The 21,966-nt window shown below is 35.9% G+C and carries 18 protein-coding genes and 1 riboswitch; of the genes, 4 read left to right on the forward strand and 14 right to left on the reverse strand.

Annotation, left to right across the window (positions count from 1 at the left end; translation table 11 throughout):
• Window positions 1-13: 13 nt before the first annotated feature.
• On the reverse strand, window positions 14-808 hold the full coding sequence (locus AB3M96_RS16380) for an enhanced serine sensitivity protein SseB C-terminal domain-containing protein (protein ID WP_412968712.1): 795 nt from the start codon (window positions 806-808) through the stop codon (window positions 14-16).
• Window positions 809-1,121: 313 nt separating this feature from the next.
• Between AB3M96_RS16380 and AB3M96_RS16385 the strand changes: the two genes are divergently transcribed.
• Together AB3M96_RS16385 and AB3M96_RS16390 are read left to right on the forward strand one after the other, a co-directional pair.
• Entirely contained in the window at window positions 1,122-2,030 is a 909-nt protein-coding gene (locus AB3M96_RS16385) for an SDR family oxidoreductase (protein ID WP_412968713.1), read from the forward strand.
• A 251-nt stretch (window positions 2,031-2,281) separates the two neighbouring features.
• Entirely contained in the window at window positions 2,282-3,061 is a 780-nt protein-coding gene (locus AB3M96_RS16390; RefSeq protein WP_412968714.1) for an SDR family NAD(P)-dependent oxidoreductase, read from the forward strand.
• A 259-nt stretch (window positions 3,062-3,320) separates the two neighbouring features.
• Here the strand turns inward: AB3M96_RS16390 and AB3M96_RS16395 are convergent, their stop codons facing one another.
• From AB3M96_RS16395 to AB3M96_RS16405, 3 genes are read right to left on the reverse strand one after another with little or no spacing between them, the layout of a single operon-like run.
• Window positions 3,321-3,785, reverse strand: coding sequence for a DUF5381 family protein (locus tag AB3M96_RS16395; protein WP_412968715.1), 465 nt, complete (start codon window positions 3,783-3,785; stop codon window positions 3,321-3,323).
• Window positions 3,786-3,803: 18 nt separating this feature from the next.
• Window positions 3,804-4,538: a hypothetical protein gene (locus AB3M96_RS16400; protein ID WP_412968716.1), complete on the reverse strand. Its 735-nt coding sequence runs from the start codon at window positions 4,536-4,538 to the stop codon at window positions 3,804-3,806.
• Window positions 4,539-4,583: 45 nt separating this feature from the next.
• A complete protein-coding gene (locus AB3M96_RS16405) occupies window positions 4,584-5,276 on the reverse strand; it encodes a hypothetical protein (protein ID WP_412968717.1) in 693 nt (230 codons plus the stop codon).
• A gap of 337 nt (window positions 5,277-5,613) precedes the next feature.
• Between AB3M96_RS16405 and AB3M96_RS16410 the strand changes: the two genes are divergently transcribed.
• Window positions 5,614-5,805 carry a hypothetical protein gene (locus AB3M96_RS16410; RefSeq protein WP_412968718.1) on the forward strand — a complete coding sequence of 64 codons (192 nt, stop codon included), beginning with the start codon at window positions 5,614-5,616 and terminating at the stop codon, window positions 5,803-5,805.
• Between the two features lie 123 nt (window positions 5,806-5,928).
• Here AB3M96_RS16410 and AB3M96_RS16415 read toward each other — a convergent pair whose 3' ends face one another.
• The 3 genes from AB3M96_RS16415 to AB3M96_RS16425 form a co-directional block, all read right to left on the reverse strand.
• Window positions 5,929-6,384 carry a hypothetical protein gene (locus tag AB3M96_RS16415; RefSeq protein WP_412968719.1) on the reverse strand — a complete coding sequence of 152 codons (456 nt, stop codon included), beginning with the start codon at window positions 6,382-6,384 and terminating at the stop codon, window positions 5,929-5,931.
• A 176-nt stretch (window positions 6,385-6,560) separates the two neighbouring features.
• Window positions 6,561-8,336 (reverse strand): S9 family peptidase, encoded by a 1,776-nt coding sequence (locus AB3M96_RS16420; RefSeq protein ID WP_412968720.1) that lies wholly within the window; start codon window positions 8,334-8,336, stop codon window positions 6,561-6,563.
• Window positions 8,336-9,574: a M20 family metallopeptidase gene (locus AB3M96_RS16425; RefSeq protein ID WP_412968721.1), complete on the reverse strand. Its 1,239-nt coding sequence runs from the start codon at window positions 9,572-9,574 to the stop codon at window positions 8,336-8,338. The genes AB3M96_RS16420 and AB3M96_RS16425 overlap by 1 nt, the downstream gene beginning before the upstream one ends.
• A gap of 605 nt (window positions 9,575-10,179) precedes the next feature.
• Window positions 10,180-10,269, forward strand: a riboswitch (cyclic di-GMP riboswitch).
• Between the two features lie 52 nt (window positions 10,270-10,321).
• Here AB3M96_RS16425 and AB3M96_RS16430 point away from each other — a divergent pair.
• Complete coding sequence (locus AB3M96_RS16430) at window positions 10,322-10,825, forward strand: hypothetical protein (RefSeq protein WP_412968722.1); 504 nt, start codon at window positions 10,322-10,324, stop codon at window positions 10,823-10,825.
• A gap of 126 nt (window positions 10,826-10,951) precedes the next feature.
• Here the strand turns inward: AB3M96_RS16430 and AB3M96_RS16435 are convergent, their stop codons facing one another.
• The 7 genes from AB3M96_RS16435 to AB3M96_RS16465 all read right to left on the reverse strand — a co-directional run bounded on the left by AB3M96_RS16435 (window position 10,952) and on the right by AB3M96_RS16465 (window position 21,830).
• Window positions 10,952-11,461, reverse strand: a complete 510-nt coding sequence (locus AB3M96_RS16435; protein ID WP_412968723.1) for a hypothetical protein — start codon at window positions 11,459-11,461, stop codon at window positions 10,952-10,954.
• 545 nt (window positions 11,462-12,006) lie between these two features.
• A complete protein-coding gene (gene fni, locus AB3M96_RS16440) occupies window positions 12,007-13,035 on the reverse strand; it encodes a type 2 isopentenyl-diphosphate Delta-isomerase (RefSeq protein WP_412968724.1) in 1,029 nt (342 codons plus the stop codon).
• A 96-nt stretch (window positions 13,036-13,131) separates the two neighbouring features.
• Window positions 13,132-13,959 carry a squalene/phytoene synthase family protein gene (locus AB3M96_RS16445; protein WP_412968725.1) on the reverse strand — a complete coding sequence of 276 codons (828 nt, stop codon included), beginning with the start codon at window positions 13,957-13,959 and terminating at the stop codon, window positions 13,132-13,134.
• Window positions 13,960-14,049: 90 nt separating this feature from the next.
• The gene (locus AB3M96_RS16450; RefSeq protein ID WP_412968726.1) at window positions 14,050-18,513 is read right to left on the reverse strand and encodes a coiled-coil domain-containing protein; all 4,464 of its coding nucleotides are present in this window, start codon (window positions 18,511-18,513) and stop codon (window positions 14,050-14,052) included.
• Window positions 18,491-19,234 carry a DUF6063 family protein gene (locus AB3M96_RS16455; RefSeq protein ID WP_412968727.1) on the reverse strand — a complete coding sequence of 248 codons (744 nt, stop codon included), beginning with the start codon at window positions 19,232-19,234 and terminating at the stop codon, window positions 18,491-18,493. The genes AB3M96_RS16450 and AB3M96_RS16455 overlap by 23 nt, the downstream gene beginning before the upstream one ends.
• Window positions 19,234-20,739, reverse strand: a complete 1,506-nt coding sequence (locus AB3M96_RS16460; RefSeq protein WP_412968728.1) for a hypothetical protein — start codon at window positions 20,737-20,739, stop codon at window positions 19,234-19,236. Before AB3M96_RS16460 ends, AB3M96_RS16455 begins: the two co-directional genes overlap by 1 nt.
• Window positions 20,736-21,830 carry a Wadjet anti-phage system protein JetD domain-containing protein gene (locus tag AB3M96_RS16465; protein WP_412968729.1) on the reverse strand — a complete coding sequence of 365 codons (1,095 nt, stop codon included), beginning with the start codon at window positions 21,828-21,830 and terminating at the stop codon, window positions 20,736-20,738. The genes AB3M96_RS16460 and AB3M96_RS16465 overlap by 4 nt, the downstream gene beginning before the upstream one ends.
• Window positions 21,831-21,966 lie beyond the last annotated feature (136 nt).

The following is a 21,966-nucleotide window of genomic DNA, read 5'->3' on the forward strand; positions in this document are numbered from 1 at the left end:
TCCTTTCGAGTTATTAATGAAACATTGATTTTAAATCATCTATGGATGTCCGTGTATAGAACGGTTCGTTCCGTTCTTCAAGTGAGTGGGTAAGTGGAAGAATTTCATCAAGGATTACAAATTCAATCTGTTGCTCACTAGTACGATTCTTATTTACCTTTTTAAAAACCTCTTGCATCACTTTTTTTGACTCTTCCCTCGTAACCTCTTCCACCTTCAGTCCAATTAACGGGAACGGTTGATTTCCTGTTGCAGGATTAAAAATATTAGTTAAATAGGCTTTTTTAACAGATGAATATTCACGCAAGCAAGATGTAATAAAATTCATTGTTTCTTCGTCAATCTCTGTAATCTGATCCGTTAGGTACTGTACCTTTTCATCAGGACTTAGCTCATCAAAATAATAATGCAGAATTCTCCCATCTCGAAGAGTTTCCAATTCCTCTGGGATTATTTTTTTACTAAGGTCAAAGCCCGGATTCAGTACCCATGGTGAATCAAAATCAATTAATTTTAAAAGATACCTTGTACTAATTTGTACATAGTTATAGTTTGATTTAAAAATAGAATTGAATTTTTCTAAGCTAGAATAAACCGGTAGGACTAATTCCCCATCTACCTCTATGTGCTTTAACAAAAGGGTCGGGTCATCACCTTTGGTACTGTTTTCATCTGAAACCGTCCCAATCACAAATAAATCTAACTCCAAAAAAGCTCGATAAAACTCATACCGCTTCTGTGGATTCTCAATAGCCGCCAACAACACTTCATCAAAAGGGTCTACATAATGATTCGTAACTTTACTCATTGTTCAACTCCTATGTATCGTTCTACTTACATAGTAACAGTATATCTTACCTCAAAAGGTAAAAATAGGTAAAAAAGTACTATAAGGTAGATAGTAAAAAATCCCTGAAATTATATAAAAAGTGTTAATTTGACAGTTTTTTAGAATTATCATTAATAACTACAATTTCTGCATGCTCTTTATTACTATCCCCAAACACTTTAGTAGCCCAATTGGCATACTATACATCTAAATTGAAACCATGGAGGTCATGAGTCTCCCCTTTATATATAAAAGTTCTGAATCATAATTCATTGTGAAAGGAAGTACAAATATGCATCAAGACTACCCGGTTTATCCTTATATTGGTGTTGTTCAAAAGGTCGTACAGCAGCCAATTGCCTTTCCCCCACAACACCAGGAACATGCGCCTGGTTTGGAGTGGCAAATGGTTCCACGGCCAATATTTGATTACAGCGGCTTTACAGGGAGCGGAAAACTAAAAGGAAAAGTAGCCATTATTACAGGAGGCGATAGTGGGATTGGCCGTGCAGTAGCGGTAGCATTTGCCAAAGAAGGCGCTGACGTAACGATAGTCTATTTTAATGAGGAGAGAGACGCAAACGAGACTAAGAAATACGTGGAACAATTTAATACTAATTGTCTACTTATACAAGGCGACCTGCGAAATCCAAGTACTTCGGAATTCACTGTTGCTCGAACAATTGAAAAATATGGTAGGTTAGATATAGTGGTTCATAATGCTGCTGTGCAGCCCTACACGAAGGATATAATGGATGTATCCAACGAACAGCTCGAAGATACGTTTCGAACCAATGTATACCCGCTGTTTTATATGACGAAAGTAGCTCTTCCCTATTTAAAACAAGGGAGTTCGATTATAAGTACCGCCTCAAGAGTTGCCTACGAAGGAGATAAGAATGTCCTTGATTATGCTTCGTCTAAAGGAGCTGTAGTTTCATTTACTCGGTCGTTGGCATTATCACTTGCAAATAAAGGAATTCGTGTAAATGCCGTTGCACCCGGACCAACCTGGACTCCTCTTACTGTAAGTACGTATCCCGCTGATCATGTAGCTACACTTGGTACGGATATACCAATGGGACGGGCAGCACAACCCTTTGAAGTCGCACCAGCATTTGTATATCTAGCCACTAATCATTCATATTATGTAACTGGTCAAGTCATACATGTTAATGGAGGAATTATTCGTTCTTCTTAATAGAATAAGATTTTATTTAAGGTGACAGACAGTGGTTGAATCTATCGTTTTAACCAAAAGTCACCGGAATCCGGAGACTCTTTTTGGGTCAGATGACGTAATTGAATTCTATATCCAGCACCTTATAATTTCTATGGCCCTCATCATTAAATGACAAATATTTCATATAAAAATCTTATTAATAAATCGGCATTTTAACTCACACCGAACATATGATATCGAGTAATTATTTTTTACTATGGAGGAATACGATGAAAGTAGTAGATAAAGTCATTGTCGTTACTGGTGCAGGTGGTGGAATTGGGAGGGAACTCGTTCGGCAGCTGTTGGAAAAGGAAGCAAAAGTCGCAGCTATCATCCACAAGAATGGACGAGAGAAGTTGCAGACATTTTCAGATATCTATGGTGACAGGATGTCTATACACACGGCAAATATCGCAAACAGAGATGATGTGGAAAAACTTCCTGAAGAGATTATCGAGACTCACGGAAGCGTGGATGGAATCATCAATAATGCCGGAATCATTCAACCATTTGTTAGTGTAAATGATCTTGAGTATGAACAAATACAATGGGTAATGGATGTCAATTTCAACGGAACGTTATATATGTGTAAAACCTTTTTACCTCATCTTTTATCGAGACCGGAAGCCCATATTGCAAATGTAGCAAGCATGGGAGGATCTCTGCCAATACCGCAGCAAACCATCTACTGTGCTTCAAAAGCAGCTGTAAAAATGTTTACAGAAGCACTCCACTCCGAACTTCGAAAAACCAATGTAGGTGTAACACTCATCATACCAGGTGGAGTCGACACAGACCTCGTTGAAAAAGCGAAAGTAGAGAAAGCTGGTGCTGACAATCATTCCTATAAGCTGCTCAGCCCAATAGATGCAGCATCCATCATAATTAAAGGAATAGAAGATAAAAAATACCGAGTATTAGCTGGAAACGACTCGAAAATCATGGACATTTTATATCGACTTAATCCGAAAAAGGCAACTGAGATTATTGCTAAAAAAATTCTATAGTGAAGATGGAAACGTTAGGACGGTACTAGCGTTTCCTTTTAATATCTTGAACTATGGTAAAAAAATTCTCTATCGACTTAGAAACTCCTAAAATATCAACTCCAAATTCCACCCGAGCAATAATTAGTTAAAAACCAGATTTTCTTCTACTCCTCCTGTAAATTCATCTGATTCTTTATGTTCGTTAATGAAATTTGTTTGGTTTTCAAAGTTCCCCTGATAAGAATCACGCATATCTCAGATTTACTAGTTCCTAACCCTATCTTTTACTTTTATCACTTACAATATCTTTAAGTGTTTGAAGAATAACTGGATAGTCCTTCTTAGCAACCACATAGAAAGTCGGTATATAAATACGTTCACCATCTGCTGAATAAAGGACATATGCCGGAGTTCTAATTTCTAAATATCCAGTTTGAATATTGTTCTCTACATCAACTTTCTTTATTTTTTCGATGTTGATATGTTTGTTTTTGACAAAGATTTCTTCGTTGTCATAACTGAACATTTTTTTATTAGTCAGTAACAATATTATTAGCATAATAGATATCCTGCCACAAAACACGATTCCAACAAGACCAGCAACGATAGAAATAATTTTCCGTATAGCTGATGCATCTAAAAATAAGCCGGCTAGGATCAGAGATACTGACGGAACAATAAATATTGCACATATTACTAGACGTCCAAGAATGGTACTAGTTCTGTAATTTACTTTTTTCATATTTTCACCTTGTTTTAATTAATGATAAATCCTCTTCCCATCCCAATTGAGAGGTGCCTTTTGGTCCTCAGTTTTATAGGCTAGTCGAATATCTCCTGTTTCTACTGGATATCTCAACTTATCAAGTTTGTCGTACTCCTCTAATGGTAGATCCTTTAGTAATCTATCAATATAGTAGATTGGGATATTGTTTTGTTGAAATTGCTCAATCCAAAGCTGAATTTCATCTGGATTTTTTAAAGGGAATCGTTTTAAAACCATATTCCCATCAACCGTAACTCCCTTCATGGCTACTTCAATACTAAGCCAATATGTGCCTGGACTGTGTTTTCTCCCACTGACCACGTAAAGATGGCGTCCCAGAGTTACACTTTCCATATTTTTAAACGAGAGATGTATTTCCTGTACTTCTTGTGTTTTTCGATTTGTTATTGTTTGGGTAAAGCCTTCTTGATTAAGTTCAATGGATACTCGGCTGGTTAAAATCTTTCGGAAATTAGTTGTGACCGCTATTGCTATCCCTATCGGTAACAGCGCGCCTAATCCTATTATAAATACAGGCCAAATTAAAGACTCCCAAATTACCACATATATGGCCACTCCAATTAAAAAAGCTACTATACTAAAATAGAAAACACAAACAATAATAGCTCCCCATTTTTCTTTATTTGTATAAATATTAGAGTAAGTTAAATCTTTTTCTCTTGAATAAAAAGTATCAAAATCATAATGTTCATTGATATCGAATGCCATTTTACAACTCCTCTTGTTAGTTTCACTTAAATTGAAAGTAGTTTATTATTCACTGATTACTTGCTGTACAATTTTATATTCTTCTGGATGATCTCCATAAGCATCTTTTAGTCCTTTTTCATAAGGAGGTTCGTTGATATATTTGGGTATTCCGTTTGCCCTGACCTTATCATCCACCAGTTTTAACTCTTCTATATTCATTCTGGTGTCTCCCCAGATATCTAAGCTGGTACCGTCTATAAAGTTCACATAATAATCAAATCTCTTATTTCGGTAGCTCGCCTCATCAATCACAACCGATTCAATATCTTCCCACGCATACGTTTTTTTCTCTCCTGGCCAAAATGGATCATATGTAATCGATTGTTCTCCAATATCTATATAACTATAAAAAGATAAATACATAACAGGTATACATGGAATTGCCAACACTAAAACTCTTTTCATAAGTTGTTTAACGGTTAGTTTGGAACGGTTACTAAGAATAAACTCACCAACCATTGGAAAAATTAGTAAAAATAAAATAACAATCATAATATGGTACAAAAAACTTGAAATTGTTACTGTTAAAAATGAGTCCTCTGTTGAAAATGTTTTGATTTGTAAATACTCCATTCCCTCTACATACGCCCAAATCGAACCAAACGCAACTGCAATAGTTGGTATAGCTATTAAAAAGTCTTTCTTTGAACGCTTTTTCTCTTCCTTCTCAACTTGTTCTAAAGTGATGTTTTCCATTTTCTGTTCCTTTCTAAAAAAACTTTACATATTATTCCTGAAATTACTACTATATACGGCTTATTATACTGTAGAGTTTCTAGGTAAATAGTTGTGTTTTAGAGGCTATTGGAGTGATCTGTGCAAAAAGTAAAAAAATAAGAGATAGATAACAAAAATTACTTTGTCTACATCTTTTATTTTTAAAGTACTATTTAATTTTAGTTAGTCATATTACTGCCATACCAGTTATTTCTGAAACAAGCGCTCAGAGCAAAAATTGTATAGGTATTTGGAATATTATGTTAATATGATTCTATATTAATTGAAGAACAATTATTCTAAAGGGGATTTTAAAATGAATTATCTTGTTGGTTTGTTGCCTGAAATATTTATAATGATAGGTTTGTATTTTATTACGATTGGGTTGTGGGAACTAAAAGAAGGTGTAGATAGGAAAAAATATGTTACATATGTGTTCACTGGTTTAGTTCTAATATTGCTCGTTCCTAGATTGTTTAGTTCTCTATTGTTAATGTTTTCATATTAATATTTTAAGTTAATAACTAATAGGAAAGACTATCAACCTTCTAATAATACGAACAAGAGACCAGACATAAAAAAACAAATCACCTCAATCTAATGAGGTGATTTTTAATAATTATGGGAGAATCTATATCATTTTCCCTTTTTTCTTAGCATCTTCATCCATGGCAATTCCAATTGCTGTACCAATACTCATACCAAATGCTATTCCCAAACCAATATTATCCAACATAGTTAAGCCGGACGCGACACCTAAGCTAATCCCTATGGACATAAAAGTTGTAAAATAAGTTCCTTCTGATACCAACTTATGTTTCTTATGAAGATGAGAAGTAACGGAACTAATAAATTGCTTATGTTGTTTAGTAATTGTTTCGTCAACAGTACCGACATTCTCTTTTACTTGTATAATATGATTCTCTAATCTAAGCATATGTTTCTGACATTCTTCACAACTCTCGGAGAAGGAATCCACATTTCCTACAACACGCTCAAACTTATCTAGATTAAGCTTCTTCCCTTTACTAGGAGATTCCTTAAGCTCCTTTATAATCTTAATAATATGATCAACTTGGTTTGACAAGATAGCAACCCCCTTATAAGACCATCTACTATGTATACGAATTCATGTCTTAAAGGTTTCAGCGAAATTTATAGCGTCATATTTATTTAGATTTTCTAGAGCTATATGGACAGACTTCATACCATCTTTGTTAGATCCAGCCTGATAAGATAAATGGTGAGGTCTATCATTCATATTTAAATAAATGCTTTTAAGAAATGTTCTATCTTTTCTATTGCCAATAGTTCATTTTTCTTTTTCGAGAATCCATGGCCCTCATCTTCAAATACCATATATTCAACTTCGATGTTTTTAGCTCGTAAGGCGTTTACGATTTGTTCCGATTCTGATCGTTTTACACGTGGATCATTTGCACCCTGTATGACTAATAGAGGCACACGCCAGTTGTCAGTATATGTTAACGGGGAATCTTCTATCAGTTTTTCGCGGTCTCTAACAGGGTTCCCAATCCACGAATCCATTCTGGCTCTCCAATGCTCTGGTGTGTCATTTACTAATGTAAATAAATTACTAGGACCAAATAAATCGATACATGCCTGAAAATAGTCAGGGTGTCTACCCGCTAAAAGTAACGACATATATCCTCCGTAGCTGGCACCGAAAACGATGACCTTTCCTTTTTCAATTTTCCCTTCTTCTATAGCCCACTCAATTCCGCTAAGAATATCTAGTCTAGGACCTCCTCCCCAGTCTCTTTCTATTTTTCTCATAAACGAGGTACCATAATGAGGAGTCCCTCTGAAATTAGGGCAAAAGAGATTATATCCTAGATTAACAAAGTACTGAAAAAGGCTATCATATCGCTTTTTTATCTCAGCGAATTGTGGACCACCATGAGGGTACACGATTGTATAACCATTTTGATTTTCAGGTTTTGCCTTAAAAAACAATCCCTCAATAAGTTGTCCATCAAATGAAAGATATGTAACTATTTCAGAATCAACTAAGCTTTCATACGAGATACCTGGTATTCTATTAACCATTAATTGTTTCCATTCACCTGAATAGTCTCTTCGATAAATATTTTCCGGCGTTTTAGATGTAGAACCACTGATAAAAATTGTTCCACTCTCAGTAATAACCCATTGTTCAATACTATCTATTGGTATTTCAATTCTTTGTAAGTGTGAATTTTCAACAGAAAATTGATATAAATTATCTCGGACACCTTTTATGGTACGCAAGTATACATATCCATTATTATTTTGAATCTCCACTATATCCTCGTTTGCAACTTCTAAAATAGGAACAAGGGCGCCAGTTTCAAGAGAAAACGTTGCTAGATAATTAAATTCCTTTCCATAATTCGTGACAACATATGCCTCTTGCTCGTTCACGAATTGGACTGCTGCCACTCGATATTCGAATTCCGGATTACTGATGATAGGTATCTTTTTATTATCTTTTTTAATAAATGCATGCATATGAGAGTGATTATGTTTTGTGATATAAGCAAATGCAGTTTCATTTGGACTTACTGCAAGCAGGTGTGTTTCCGCTATTTCTCCAACATTTAACAATCTTTCTTCGTTTGTTTCAAAGTTGTATTCATAGGCGTTGAGGTAAAGTAGGTTTTCATTGTTTGATGAGTAATATATTTTGTTGCCGGATGTACTGTGGAGAAAATGCTTTGTTCCTTCTTTTACAAGGACTGGTTTAGGTTCTCCTCCTAAAAGGGTTGTTGCATATATCTGCATATTCTCATCGCCATCATGGTCACTGGCAAATAGTATTAAATCTTCATTAACATGAATCGATTCTGTATTTTGATTATGTGAGGTGAGTGGGTATGGGAATGGATGATTCACATCAAGCCCCCAAAGGTGGTATCCCCCACTTATATTACTACTGAAAATAATAGTCTGTTCATCATTACTTACTGTAAAACTTTGGATTATAAATGGTTTAAAAAAGCTTTTCGCTGCAATCCTCTCCTGTTTTAAAAATGACATTATATTCCCTCTCCTTTTTGAAGAATGTTTTTTGAAAAAGTTGCTAACACTTTTGTCGTTTCAATAAGATCATCAATTTCTATGAACTCATTAAAACCATGGAGATTATTTTGATTGGTCCCTGGTCCATAATTAATTGTAGGTATGCCTTGCTCGATAAAATATCTTGCATCTGATTGACCTAATACTCCTACTACAGGTAATTCTTTTCCTGAGACTTCCCTAACTGCTTTTTGCAGTTCTGTAATCAAAGGTGAATTTTCTTCCACAACTGTAGGATTGGTCTCGAAACCTCTTAATCTATCAATTTGAATTTCTAACTCATGATCTTGCTCTTGTAACTTACGGAGCACTTGTTCTACTCGTAAGAAAACCCCATCTAGTGTATGCTCAGGTATCACCCTGAAATCAATATCTATCTCACAGCTCCCTGGAACCACATTAATTTTCGTACCACCTTTAATGACACCTATATTTAGAGTTGTATAGTTCATTCCCTGGATCGATGATTTTTCATTTTCCAGTTCACTCTGTAATTCCATTAATGCCTCAATGCACTTTGACATTTTCTCAATTGCATTGATTCCCTGCCATTTATATCCCGAATGTGCAGGTTTTCCTGCAACACTTATTTTCAGATTCATGATTCCTGCCATTGCTCGAATAATCATATTGCTATAGCCCTCAACAACAGCCATGTCTCCTTGAACAATCTTGTTTTCTGTTACATACTTTGCGCCAAATTCTCCTCCAATCTCTTCATCACATGTAGCCGCAATAATGATATCACCATCAAATGGAATATCTGCTTTTTGCAGGGTAACTGCCGCCATTATGTAAGATGCAAGTCTCCCTTTACAATCTGTTGCCCCTCTACCATAGATTTTTCCATTTTCGATATGACCGGAAAATGGGCCATTTCTCCACTTAGAATTATCATCTGCAGGTACTGTATCGATATGTGCATTAAATATCAGTCTTTTTCCTCGATCTTTCCCTTTTAAAGTGGCAATGACACTTTTTCTTGGCTTCTGAAGATTTCTCTTACTTACTTCTTCAAATGGAACTTCTATAAGTTGAACCTCAAATCCAAAGGACATCATCTTTGTTTGCAGAAACAAACAAATTTCCTCGTAATCTCCTTTAGGGTTTTCAGACGGTATCTGTATTAGTTCCCGTAAAAATTGGATAATGTCATCTTTAAGCGAATCTACAGTATTCGAAATGTGGGTCTCCACTTAGACTCAACTCCTTCCATTAACTTTCTATATTTTCGATTAGACAATTAATAATGAAATAAATAAAATGGGTAGTCGTTTTATTTAACTTCATTTTTAAATAATATTTGGTAAAGTATTCTGTTATTACAGTGATAGATCAATATTTATTCAGATTAACTTTTTACTTAATCTTAGTAATTATTCTATACTATTTACAATAATCCTCTTTAAAGTTAAACTCTCGTGCATAGAATAAAGACTCACGAATGATTTGTTAGCATTTCTGGGTTTTTATACTTTTTATGATTCAAATTGATTAAAGTAAAATTGCTTCTAAATACTTTTAATCTGACTTTTCCCCTAACGTTACCTTCGCATCCATTGAATAATATAGACAAATAAAAAACCCTACCTCATGAGAGATAGGGCTACAATGCTTTATACCGGACATTATAAAGACTTTTAGACTAGACTAATAATCATTATACCTTAGTTTAGCTTCGTATTAAAACAATTTTCATATTTAACTAAGTCGCTTCGTTAAAAAAAACAGCATCGTAACTAAAGAACTCTTTTATCATTCCCATATTTTACTGCTATACATTAATGTATATTCTGTTGTTTAATATGAATTGCAAACACATTGAAAAATGTGGGCGCAAAGCTATAGGGACTAAGGTGTATAGTCAACACTATGTCAGCCAGTTGCCACTTGTATAAAGCAAGTGGAGATTCAAATAATAGAATCTCAGGGGGAATTACTAAATGGAAATCGTATCTTCGAGAAAAGAAAAGTTCTCAAAGCCAAATACAAAAAACAGCAGTCTTACTAAGAAAGTCGCTACTATAGCGATTGCTGGTTCAATATTTGTAGGAGCAAGCGCAGCCCTTGGTTCATCTCCTCTTTTAGCGAATGTTGCCTCTTATTTCACGAAAATATTGAATGGCGAATCAGGAGAAATGTCACAAGCAACTTCTGCTAAAGAGACATCAACCCTAGCTGAATTAGATACTTTCATGACAGCTTTAAAAAATAGAATAGCTTCAGAACTTGGAACTTGGAATGATTCAGAGAAAACTCGCGCAGAGGGTGAGATTCAGACTTATAGCGATGACCTACAAACAGAAGCTAATACTCAGGCAACAACTGATATCGCTGATGGTAAAGAACAATTAACACAAGAAGCTAATACTCAAATCGAGAGCGCAAAAGACGCATTAGATGCTAAATACGAACAAATCTTTCCAACTACTACAACAACTCCTTAATAATATCATTACCAGCCTTTTGGCTGGTTTTTACTTTTTCAAAAAATTAACTAACCACTGCTTTTTTTTAGTAACTCTAACGCCAAAAATAGCATTAATTTAGGTACATTATGTATTTAATTTTAATTAAGAAATTTTTTCTGCAAATATATTATTAGTAGGAATATCCCAAATTAATGACAATTGCTGTTTTGCGAAATATATTGCTGCTATTTCATTAAATATTTGATTATCCATGGACATTTCAAAAGTAGTACTATACGTGCTATTGTTGCTATCATGTCCAATTATTTTATATACAATTTTTATCCCTTTAGAGATTGGCTCAATTCTTGGCTTTGTTGCTTTATTACTTTCTTGAATTAGTGTTATTCCGAGCGGCAAAAGATAATAGATACCCGCATTTTCACCTATATGTTGAGATAATATTAATTTATCTAAAATACTCTTTAGTTCCTCATAATCAAAAATACGTTTTTGAACGCAATAAAAATCACGTAACTCATTAATTGTTATTGTTTGGTTTCGGTTAATAAGTCTAGTAATTTTCAATTCATATTTTTGAGAACAAGTAGAGCAAATGCCTGGAATTTCAAGATATGCAAGAGGTTGAAGACATATTTTGCAGCGACTCATAAAATTTATTCTCCTTCTATTCTTTTTAATAGTAAGTATTTGAATGAACATCATCGTATACATAAAAATATCATTAGAGAATAACTTACTTTAGGATAAATACATTTCTAAATTAAAATTATAGCAAACATTCAATCTATATTTTATATTTTTGGTTAAATTGGCTAGCTAAAACGCAAAATTCTAACAGAAAAGAACAAACAAGAGGTTATCCTCCTCTTGTTTTTTTCGCTATTTATGGACCAATTATTTTAAACAGCCATAAGTAATTGGTGATATCTTTACAGACAGACTTGCGTCAAAATTGCTAAAAACCGTAAATCCTGATTACAAACCGTATATTCAAATTAAAAACTGTAAATCCAAATTAAAAATCGTATTTTTAAATTAAAAACCATAAATTAAAATTAAAAACCGTAAAGCTTTTAAATCACTAAATCACAAGCAAAAAAACACACAAAAAAATGCTCTAAGCGAAAAATCACCCGAGCATCTTCTCATTCATAGTAGATATTTTACCTCTTTACCACGAAATCTACTACCATTTAATCAATTTTCAACCGACGTGTCTCATGTAACTCTTGAATACTGGATACACCTATCCCAAACATCGCCATTTGTAGTTCTAAAGCTCTAATTTCCATCATTTCTACTACATCATCAACTGATTCGGTTGCTGCTTTTAGTAAACCTCTTGCGATTCCAACGATGTTTGCTCCAAGTGCAATCGCCTTTGCTGCATCTACTCCGTTCACAATGCCACCACTTGCGATCAAAGGCTGATGTTCACACTGTTTTCTTACGGATAATATACTATCAACAGTTGGGATTCCCCATTCACTAAAACTTTCTGCAGCAATTTTTCGAACCACATCTGTTAATCTCCGTTTTTCAATTTGACTCCAAGAAGTACCGCCAGCTCCTGCTACATCCACGAAAGCCACACCAGCATCGTATAATTTTTTGGCAACATCCCCATCAATTCCCCAGCCAACTTCCTTCACGCCAACGGGAACCTCTAGTTCTTGACATAGCTTTTCAATCTTAGAAAGCAAATTTTTAAAATTCGTATTTCCATCCGTTTGAAGTACTTCCTGTAGACTATTTAAATGAAGAACCAACATATTGGCATCTGTGATTTCGATAATCTTCCTACATTCATCCACACCAAACCCGTAATTCAATTGTACGGCACCCAAGTTAGCTATGATAGGTATGGTTGGCGCATAGTCCCTTAGCTGAAAGGACGAACGAAAGTAATCACTTTCTAACAAAGCTCTTGTAGAACCGAGTGCCAACGCCCAGCCTTTTTCCTCTGCAGCAATGGCTAAGTTTCGATTAATACTCTCGGCCATCTCAGCTCCTCCAGTCATCGAACTGACCAAAAAAGGAGTTTTTAACTGATAATCTAAAAAAGTAGTATTCAAGGCGATGTCTTTAAAATCTATTTCTGGTAAAGCATTATGTATAAAATGGACCCTCTCAAATCCTGATGTAATCTGTTTTCCAGTCACGCTTTCATTCATTGCTATGTGAATATGTTCTGCTTTTCTCTGATTAATTTCTTCAGACATACTTTCACCTCTATGCGTACTTTCTAGAAACGTACTTTTTATAAAAGAACTTGGCAAACCCACTTTACCAAGCTCTCTTTATTAATGTTCAAATGTTTAATCTATCTGAATTTCTTTTACCGTTTGTTCTACTTCTGCACGTGTAATTTTTTCACGTCCATCTTTCATTGCCTTCAACGTTTTATGCGCAAGAGCAAGTGGAAGACGGCAGAAGAGTAGAATACTTTGTTTGTTCAGTGACTTCATATATTCGTCTGCTTTGGCTAAGTTTTCGTCTGCATATTCAAACAGCTCATTGCGAGTCCACCCATCAGGTACAAAACTCACACCACGTTCCACTAAATCTTCCTTTTGATTACGCAGAATATTTACAGCTTGAAGCCCACGACCATACCCAATCGCTAGGTTTCGATCAGCTTTTACACCTGCACAGAACTCCCATAGATCTGAAAGCATCACTCCGACAAGTCCCGCGACGTAATAAGTGTATTCATCTAAATCCTCACGTGTACGGATGCTCCAGTTTGCTTTTGCCCACTTCGCCATTCCGAATGCCATTTCACTACTAGCATTCATCACATAAGGCAGTGTACTTTTCGGACACGCTTGGAGCCACTCACTTAAACGTAGAGTAACTTCAGGCAGTTTACTTTTTACTGGCTCAAGAATCTGTAAATACTTCTCACCATTGAATGGTTGTTTAAACAATTCACTCATCTGCGTTAAAATTGAGTGTTTTACCTCATTGCTCAGTTCTTCATGGTCTTCAATTTCATCGATTGCTCGAAAGGATAAATAAGCACATGCAACTGTATGTTTTAATTCCTTTTGTAAAAATGTTATTGGAATATAAAATGTACGGCTTGTTTCTTTTAATACACGCATCGCATCTTTCGGGAAATTCATTTCATGTTTTATATTCATTTACTCCACCTCTAAATGCCGCCTATATTAGCCACAGGTTTTGTTATTTCTTTTAAAAATCTAAGTTTATAGTATCACATACTATTATTCTTATTGTAAAACTTCCTCACCCTGGTAGATCCGATAAGCTGGAACAATGGTGTCTGACACAATTTCTTTCCCTTTTTCTCGAATGAAGTCCAATTTGTAGTAGGCTTCAAATCGTTGGCTGATCTCGGTTTTTACCAATTCTGGCGGCGTAACCACGATGAATTGGAACTTAAGCTTTTCGGCAACCGCAAATATTGGGTCAAGGACGTGTGCAGATGCTGCTTGTCCGAATGGATTATCGCAGACTAACGGAACCCAGCTTTGGTCGGTTTCACTTTTCACTGATAATAACATCATCATCATAACCATTCGGGCTGATAGCTTTTGTCCTCCGCTACCGTCGGATTTCGTCTTGGAGCCTTGGTTAATCGTTTGCCAGGTTGAATAATGCTCTCTTTGCGGTTTTCCGTACATAAAGGCATTATCAGTTCTCATGTTATAGACAAGTAATTCAGGATATCGGTTTCGAAGCGATACAAATAGAATTTGCTCATCGCTGATAAGTTGTTTAATTTCTTGGTCTAACGCCAAATTATTATCATCAATTACGTCAAATTGTTTCGTAATTTTAGTAATGGCGGAAACAAAATGCTGCTTTAATAACGGCTCAATATCTTCTGCCTTTTTAGGTAAAATGTCTTCTTTCAGTTGGACAAGTGGAAACGTTCCTCGCTCATTTTTAAGTCTCATTTTTGCAATCATGGAACGAATCGCCTCTGAAATGCTCATTACCTTCATGCTGGCGCGGCTAGCCCAGAAGTTTTGCGCCTTCTCTGCTCGTTCTTTATCACGTTCTAATTGTTCCAACCCACTCTGTGAGAACTTCTTCATATTCTTAACAACGGTTTGGATATGGAGATAATGTCTTGTATCCATATGGTCCAGTGTAGTTAACACTTCATTTTTGAAACGCGCTTCCCAATCCTTACCTTCGATTGTAAGCTTCACATTACGCAGTGATTGCTCGATTTTTGCATGCTTCTCTTGACCTTTGTCCTGAATCGCTTGATGGTCTTCGCACCATGATAAAATACTAGCCTTACCTTGGTTCTTTATTTTATCAATATCGTTTTCAGTAAATGCCGCTGCTTCTTCCTTCAGAATAACCGACAGAGTCAATAAGTCCCCTTCGTAATTCGTGATATTCGTTTCTGTCTCTTTTTTGTGCTTTTCCGCCTGTTTTATTTCCTCATTCGTTATTCTAGTTAAGTCTTTAATTTCTAACTCTTTTACCTCTAAGTCTAAGTCTTCCCATTCTTCCGGCTGTTTTTCATGCTTGGTAATCTTTTTCCCGGCCTTACCACGTTGTTCGGTCGCATGTTTTAGGGACGTTTCAGCAACGGTCACAGCCGTACTTTGTTCACGTTCCTCTTTTTCAGCTTTCTTTGCTTCACGATTAGCGGTTTGCAGCATCGTTTCCAATATAGGTAACGGTTCATCTGGTACTGAAACTTGCTTCCAATCCTCATTAAGAGTAGTTAGCTTTTTCTCTATTTTCTTCTGTTCCTTTACTTCCGCTTCCTTTTTCGCCTGAATAACAAGTAATTCGAAAGCCTGTTCTTCCTTTGATTTTTGAAGCTGTTTTAGCTCTTCAATGCTTCCATTTAGCTCATCTACCACATGTAGTGAAAGATGAGGAACCTCTTCGCTTAGATCAGCTTTTTCTTCATTAGGAAAACCCGCTTCTTCGATAAAAAAGGCAATTTCTTTAATATTTTGTTCAATTGTAAGCTTCCATTCAAAATAGGTTTGCTTCCAATTGGTTTGGAGTTCAACGAAATTTTTATGCTCTTTTCCTATTTCCTGCTGCGCAGCTGTGAAAGCTTCTCTTTGTTTCTCTTTTTCTATTTTCACCCGTTTATTTTCTTCATGCAGAACTTTTTTTTGCTCAAAATCCTCTAAAGAGGCTACGTCTTTTGTAAGCTTTTCTATCTTTCGATTTGTTTTCTCTAGCTCTTCTTTTAGCTGAAGCTGGATTTTTCTTTCTTTTTCCTCTTGTATTTTGATTTCAGTTAACTTTGTCTTCTTCGAAACAAGAGCATTTTGTTCCTGGTTAATTGCTTTTTCATAATCACTAGAAAGCTCACTTGATGAAAATCGATCGATTTCTTTTAAAATACGACGTAATGATGTTTCTGTTTTTTCAATTTCAACAAGTATCTCTTTCTTATCTTCTATCTGTTTCGCAATCTCAATTTTCCAGCTAGTAAACTGATTTTTATCGGTTAATAAGTCTCTTTCTGTTCCATTAATGATCACAAAGGAAAGTTCTTGGTGGTCATTATTCATTTCCTCACGCAAGAAAATCGGTACAGGACTCTTAAACATCCTTCCGGAAAGAACCTGCTGGTTAATCTTATGCCATTGATGACCACTCACAACCAATCCATATGGAAGTAGTGGATACTTTACTAGATTACTTGCCATTTCCTCCACACTTAAAGATTGTAGAAATTGACTTCCATAAAACACATCAATGCCAGTCTTCACATCGATCCATTCCTTTAGTTCCTTCACATCGTTATTCGGAATCCAAAAGTGCTCATCGTTTAAGGAGTGGTCCAGCTGTGTTTCCCACAGTTCTTTTTTAATTTGCTCACCTTGTTCACGGTTTTGACTCAGTTTTTCTTCTACCTGGATGGCATACTTTGATAAAAGAGAATGAGTAAACTGTGGCGTGACATCTTCCAGTAAACCATGAAGCATACCATATAATGTTGCTTCTTTTTGTTTTTGAGCTTCATTTGCAGAATGTAAGTCCTGATATTTCTCTTCTGAGAATTGAATAGATTGGACAAGTGTTCCATGTGATGTTGCAAGCTGATTTTGTCGGTTGTTTGATTCTTTCTCTTTTATCTTCAGCTCTTCTAATCTAGCCTTTCTTTCATCAATCTGGTTGGATTTACTCTCAATAAATCCCTGTAAGTCGTATGTGATCCGGTCACCAAATTCTTGTTTCAGGGCCTCTTCCTTCGATTCGAAGGCATGAATCTGAGAATATAGCAAATCGATTTCACTACCAAGCTTTGCGATATCCTTATTCTTTTGTTTCTCTTGCCTTGATAGCTCATCTTCACTTTTCTTTAAATACTTTTGGTACCCATAGAACTGCTTCACTGCTTCTTGAATTGACAATTTAGCTTGCTGCCACTGACTTGCTGCTTCTTTTTTAATTTCATCCATTCTTTGATTCACTTGCTCTAAACCACTATTTTGTTCCAATATAGCAATTTGCTGTGAAAGTGAGCGGATGGTTTGTTCATACTCGCTCCACTCTTTTAATAACTGAAGAAAAGCAAGCTCTTCTCTTCGTTCCTGTTTCTCCTGAACAACGGCTTCTAAGGAAGAATGTTTCTCCTTCTCTTCTACCAATTTCTTTTCCCAATCCAAGACAACTCTGTGTGCTAACGCATACTCTAAGTTGTCTTTTTGATAACGTAGGTCGGTTTGCTTTAAGGTTAATTTTTCAATGTCTTTTTCTAACGTAACCAACATTTCTTCTTCTGTTTGCTTAACATGTTCAAGGGCACCAAGTAATTGTCTGCCTTGCTTTATGCTTTCATCCACGATTTCTTTATGTTCAATCCCTTTTCCTAAATGCTCTTCGAAAGGGACAATATCTTCTAAGAACTCTTTATGGGCTTGTTCTCTTTTTAAAAGAACTGGCAGATCCTTTGCAATACTAGCTTGACTCTTGAAAATCTCTACCAAATCGTTCTTTTGATGTTCCGTTCGATGGAGAACACCACTAACAGTAGGAATGATTCGTTTTTGAAACAGAGAATGGTCATCCTCAGCTCCCTCAAAGTATTTTCCAACTCCGCCTTCATCCTTGTTAATGTCCTTCATAATGTCCCAGTCTTTACGATTGATTCCGTACGTATCAAGGATGCGATAATGCTTCTTCGTATCCTTGTAAACGTCATAACCGTTCCATTTTAAATAGTCCTTCAAGCCTTCTGTGTCGGCCACTTCGTCATTTTCAAAGAGTGGAATATGCTCAAGAGCTGCCTCTTCATTCTGTTCAAAGTCTCTTGTATAAAAGGTAATATTGGGAAGGATTTTCGCTTCCTGCTCCAATGTTTTCCTTTCATCTCCATTTTCTTCACTCATCGAGATCCGCTGTTCAGCAGAGAACATTCCTCCTGTAATGAGATGCCTGCGATCTGCTCCATCCAATTCCCATTGAATCACAACATGAAACGTATACGGAATGAATTGTTCTTTATTGTTAAAAAAGAACTGCTGATAATAACGATTGTTTTGTTTTCCCCATGAAGTACCAGGCTTAAGAATTTGGAAGATTGTTTGAAGGAAAACACCTTTCCCACCACCATTCATCATTGCAATGAGTCCATTTGTTGAGGTCTGATTGTTATGGAAATTAAAAGTGGTATCTTTATATTGTTTTTGCATGCCATCATACTTCAGGTTAACAATTCTAATTCGATGGATTTTCGGCATGCTCATCCTCCTCTTTTGTTATCAGTTTTTTAAACATTTCATATCGATCATAATCGTGATAGAGGTATTCAATTCTCTCAAACAGCTCTTGCTTCGGAATCACCTTGGGTATGTCGTCCCGGTCAAGAATGACAATAAGACCCTCTGACTCTAATAAGCGCATACTACTGGCAATTAAACCAATTCTAGTTCTTCTATTGCCTTTCTTAACACTTTCATCCGTGTCGACCTCCATGTATTTCCAGGTTGTCACAACTTCCTTCATATCAATTCGTTCTTCTTCACCAAAGTCAGGCTTTGACTTAAGAATACTATCCCAATTCATAATGAGGTCGTTCACATCACGTTCTAATGCGTAATAGCTTATTCCTTCCCGCTTTGTGCGGATTCTCGCAGCCTGGTTACGGTCGATTGCTGCTAAAAAGGTCATAATGACAACACTTATAAGATGGAAGTGTTTTTTTGTTTCGATTTGGCGATGTTTATCTTTCATATGTGTGAAATTAGTAGCAAAGACAGAGCCAGTTGGCTGTACAACTAAATGGATCCGTTTAGGTGATTCGATGATATATGTACCAGATTCGTCAGCTAATAAAAGAACTGTCTGTCTCACTTCTGGATCAAAATACACTTGAAAGTGTTCGCTATTTTCGTCGATTACTTTATCTTTTAACAGCGTAAAATAAATCGCTGATGCCTTTTTGATTGTTTCTGCACTCATCACTTTTCCTCCTTCACACAAATTTTAAAAGGGGTTATTTTCGTTTGATACCAGATGAAGGGCTGTGCTTGATGATCAAACTTGGTAAAAATCTTTAAGCCCTCAAACATTTGAAATTGCGGATATTCCTTCATAAGCTTGTAGAGAAGAATCTCCCTTTCATCACTAAGCGACTCTTCCTTACGATGCAATACTTGAACCTTAAGTGGCTTTTTATCAAACATCATCCATAAATCAATTGATTCCGATTCTTCAAACCAAATATCCTGAACTTCTAAGGGCAACTCTGCTAACTCTGTTAACGAAAACTCTCCGTATGTTTGCAAATATTGAAACACATAGCTCCATGCCTTAATGACAGAGTTCCAGTCCGTTACTCGTTTATGTGTAATCCCTTCCTCAGTCTCCTCTTCAACTTGAGGTTCGGTTACTTGTGTTTCATCGAATTCTTGCTCACCCCAAATCCAATCAAGCGGCAAAATAAATTCATTCTTCGGAGAAAATAATGGAGAAAGAATACGTTCAATCACATTAAAATGTTGAAAGCCTTCCTTCATTAACCAATTTTCATAATAATTTTCCCGAAATGAAACCAAGCTGTTTTCCCAGAAGAGTGACGGGTTTTCCGCTTTTAATTTCATTTCATATGAAATATTTTGAATAACAAGCTTAGCGAAACGGTCATGTAATTGCCTTGTATGACCAATCTTTTCTTGAAGCAGGATCAATTCCTTCTGAATCGCATCATTTGTTTCGTTCCTGTTTTTTGTTTTTTCAATCATACTAGTGATTGTGCGGAAGTGGTTTTTTTCTTCTTCAAATTGTTTTTCAATTTCAACACGATTGTCAGCTCTTTGCCATTCCTCTTCAATCAACAGAATTTTGGGATTGTTGATCATTTCCTTTTGAAAGGAAAATTCATTTGCCATTAAGCGGTTTACACGTGAAATGAGGTGATCGAGGTTTCGAGTAGCTTTCCGAAAATTACCGTTTTTAATCAGCTGCATGCTATAAAGTTGTTCAATTGTTATCGAGAATTCCTCAGCCATTTCCCTGCTCATAAAAATCATTTCCTGCGCTACATCAGTAAGCTTGTACACAATGGAGCCACCGATTTCTAAGTTGGTATACAGCTCATCCATTGTCACATAGCGAAACACTTGTGTTTCCCAGGATTGTCTGATTTCATCATAATACAATGCTTCAAACGGCTTACTATACTCTTCCTTCCCCTGGTACAGAAGTCCGCTTGTAATCCGTTCAATTTGTTTATCATCTGCTAAAAGCTTCATTTGCTTAATCGAGTCTTCAACCATGTACTTGATATCTGATTTTTGCCTATGATTGTCATCATTTAATTCTCTATAAAAAATTGTTAGCAGCACTTGCATTAGAATGGTTTGAATATGAGGCTTCAACTCACCGACATCCATTCCTCTCCCAAGTTCAAACAGTGGATTTAATCGTTGCATTCTCTGGGCGAAGCCTTCCCAAGATTCGTTCATGTCCATTTCCTCCATGTTTCAATTGTTAAGACTTCTTGTGGGATTCGCTTATTTTCCTGCCATAATTGGTATAACAGCACTTGTTCCTCTTCGGTAAACCATTGAAAAAATGAATCACGGTACTTGGAGTTTTGTGTTTGACCTTGCTTCTGCTCATTTCGTTGCTCTATACACTCAAGCATTTTCCGATAAATTTTCAAGGCAGGCTGAATACTGCATTCCGGGTATTTTTCAATAAGTCGAGTCATAATACCGTAGCCAGCGGCATCGAGATCCCCTGCGTAATAAAAAAGATAGTCCTTCGGAGGAAACATTTGAAAGAAAAAAGAAAAGCTCCGTTCGATTTTCGTTCCTTCCCCATAAATAATGAGTTCAGGTTCGTAATCAAGTTCATTTGCTTCCAGGAGCTTAATAGAAGTATGAAAGAATGATAGATTTTCAACAATGAGTACCCGCTGAATATCTTTTATTTCTTTCCCTTGTTTGATCCAAAACACAAAAGGCTCCCCATAATTAACCATTTTCAGTTTATCTTCTGAGACTCCAATTCTAGTTAAAAACCCTTTCCCTTCTGGAAATAGTTCAGCGTCTAGTAAAAATTTTTCATGACCAAAGAGTTCTAGGCTTCTTTCTTCAACTGACACGACTTCCCGTTCCTGATTAGTTTGAAGAAAGCTATATAATGTCTTAATACGATTCCATTCATCTACCGTTTGCCATTCGGGATGACGTTCATAAAAGGATAAATCAAACTGATCAATGACTTTCATCATCTCAAGACGATCCCATTTCGATTCTTGAACCTTCGCATTTACCCAGTAATATAAAGCAAGCGCTGGTGTTCTACCATTGTATTGATTATTACGGATTGGAACTAATTGTCCCTCGGCTTGTAATGTTTCAATCGCCTGATAAAATAACGAATACCCATCCATTTCATAATAATCATCCAGCAGCTTGCGTAACTGAAATTCTAAATCATTACTATTTATTTTCTTTTTTTGTTTAGGGTGTTGGATATCTTTAATAAACCCTCTCACCCGTGCTTCAATAACATCCATTGTATTCACCTTCTTACTACTTCTTAACATATGTAAATCTAGTTACTATCCAAATTGGACATCCTTTTATTATAAACTAGTTACGTGAACGTTGGTAAATGAAATTTTTATTACATTGTGGAGATGGCCGTTACAATCAAAATAAAAAAGCAGAGTACCAGTGATT

This window comes from Ferdinandcohnia jepli, from assembly GCF_047246645.1.
Classification (GTDB): domain Bacteria; phylum Bacillota; class Bacilli; order Bacillales; family Bacillaceae_L; genus Ferdinandcohnia.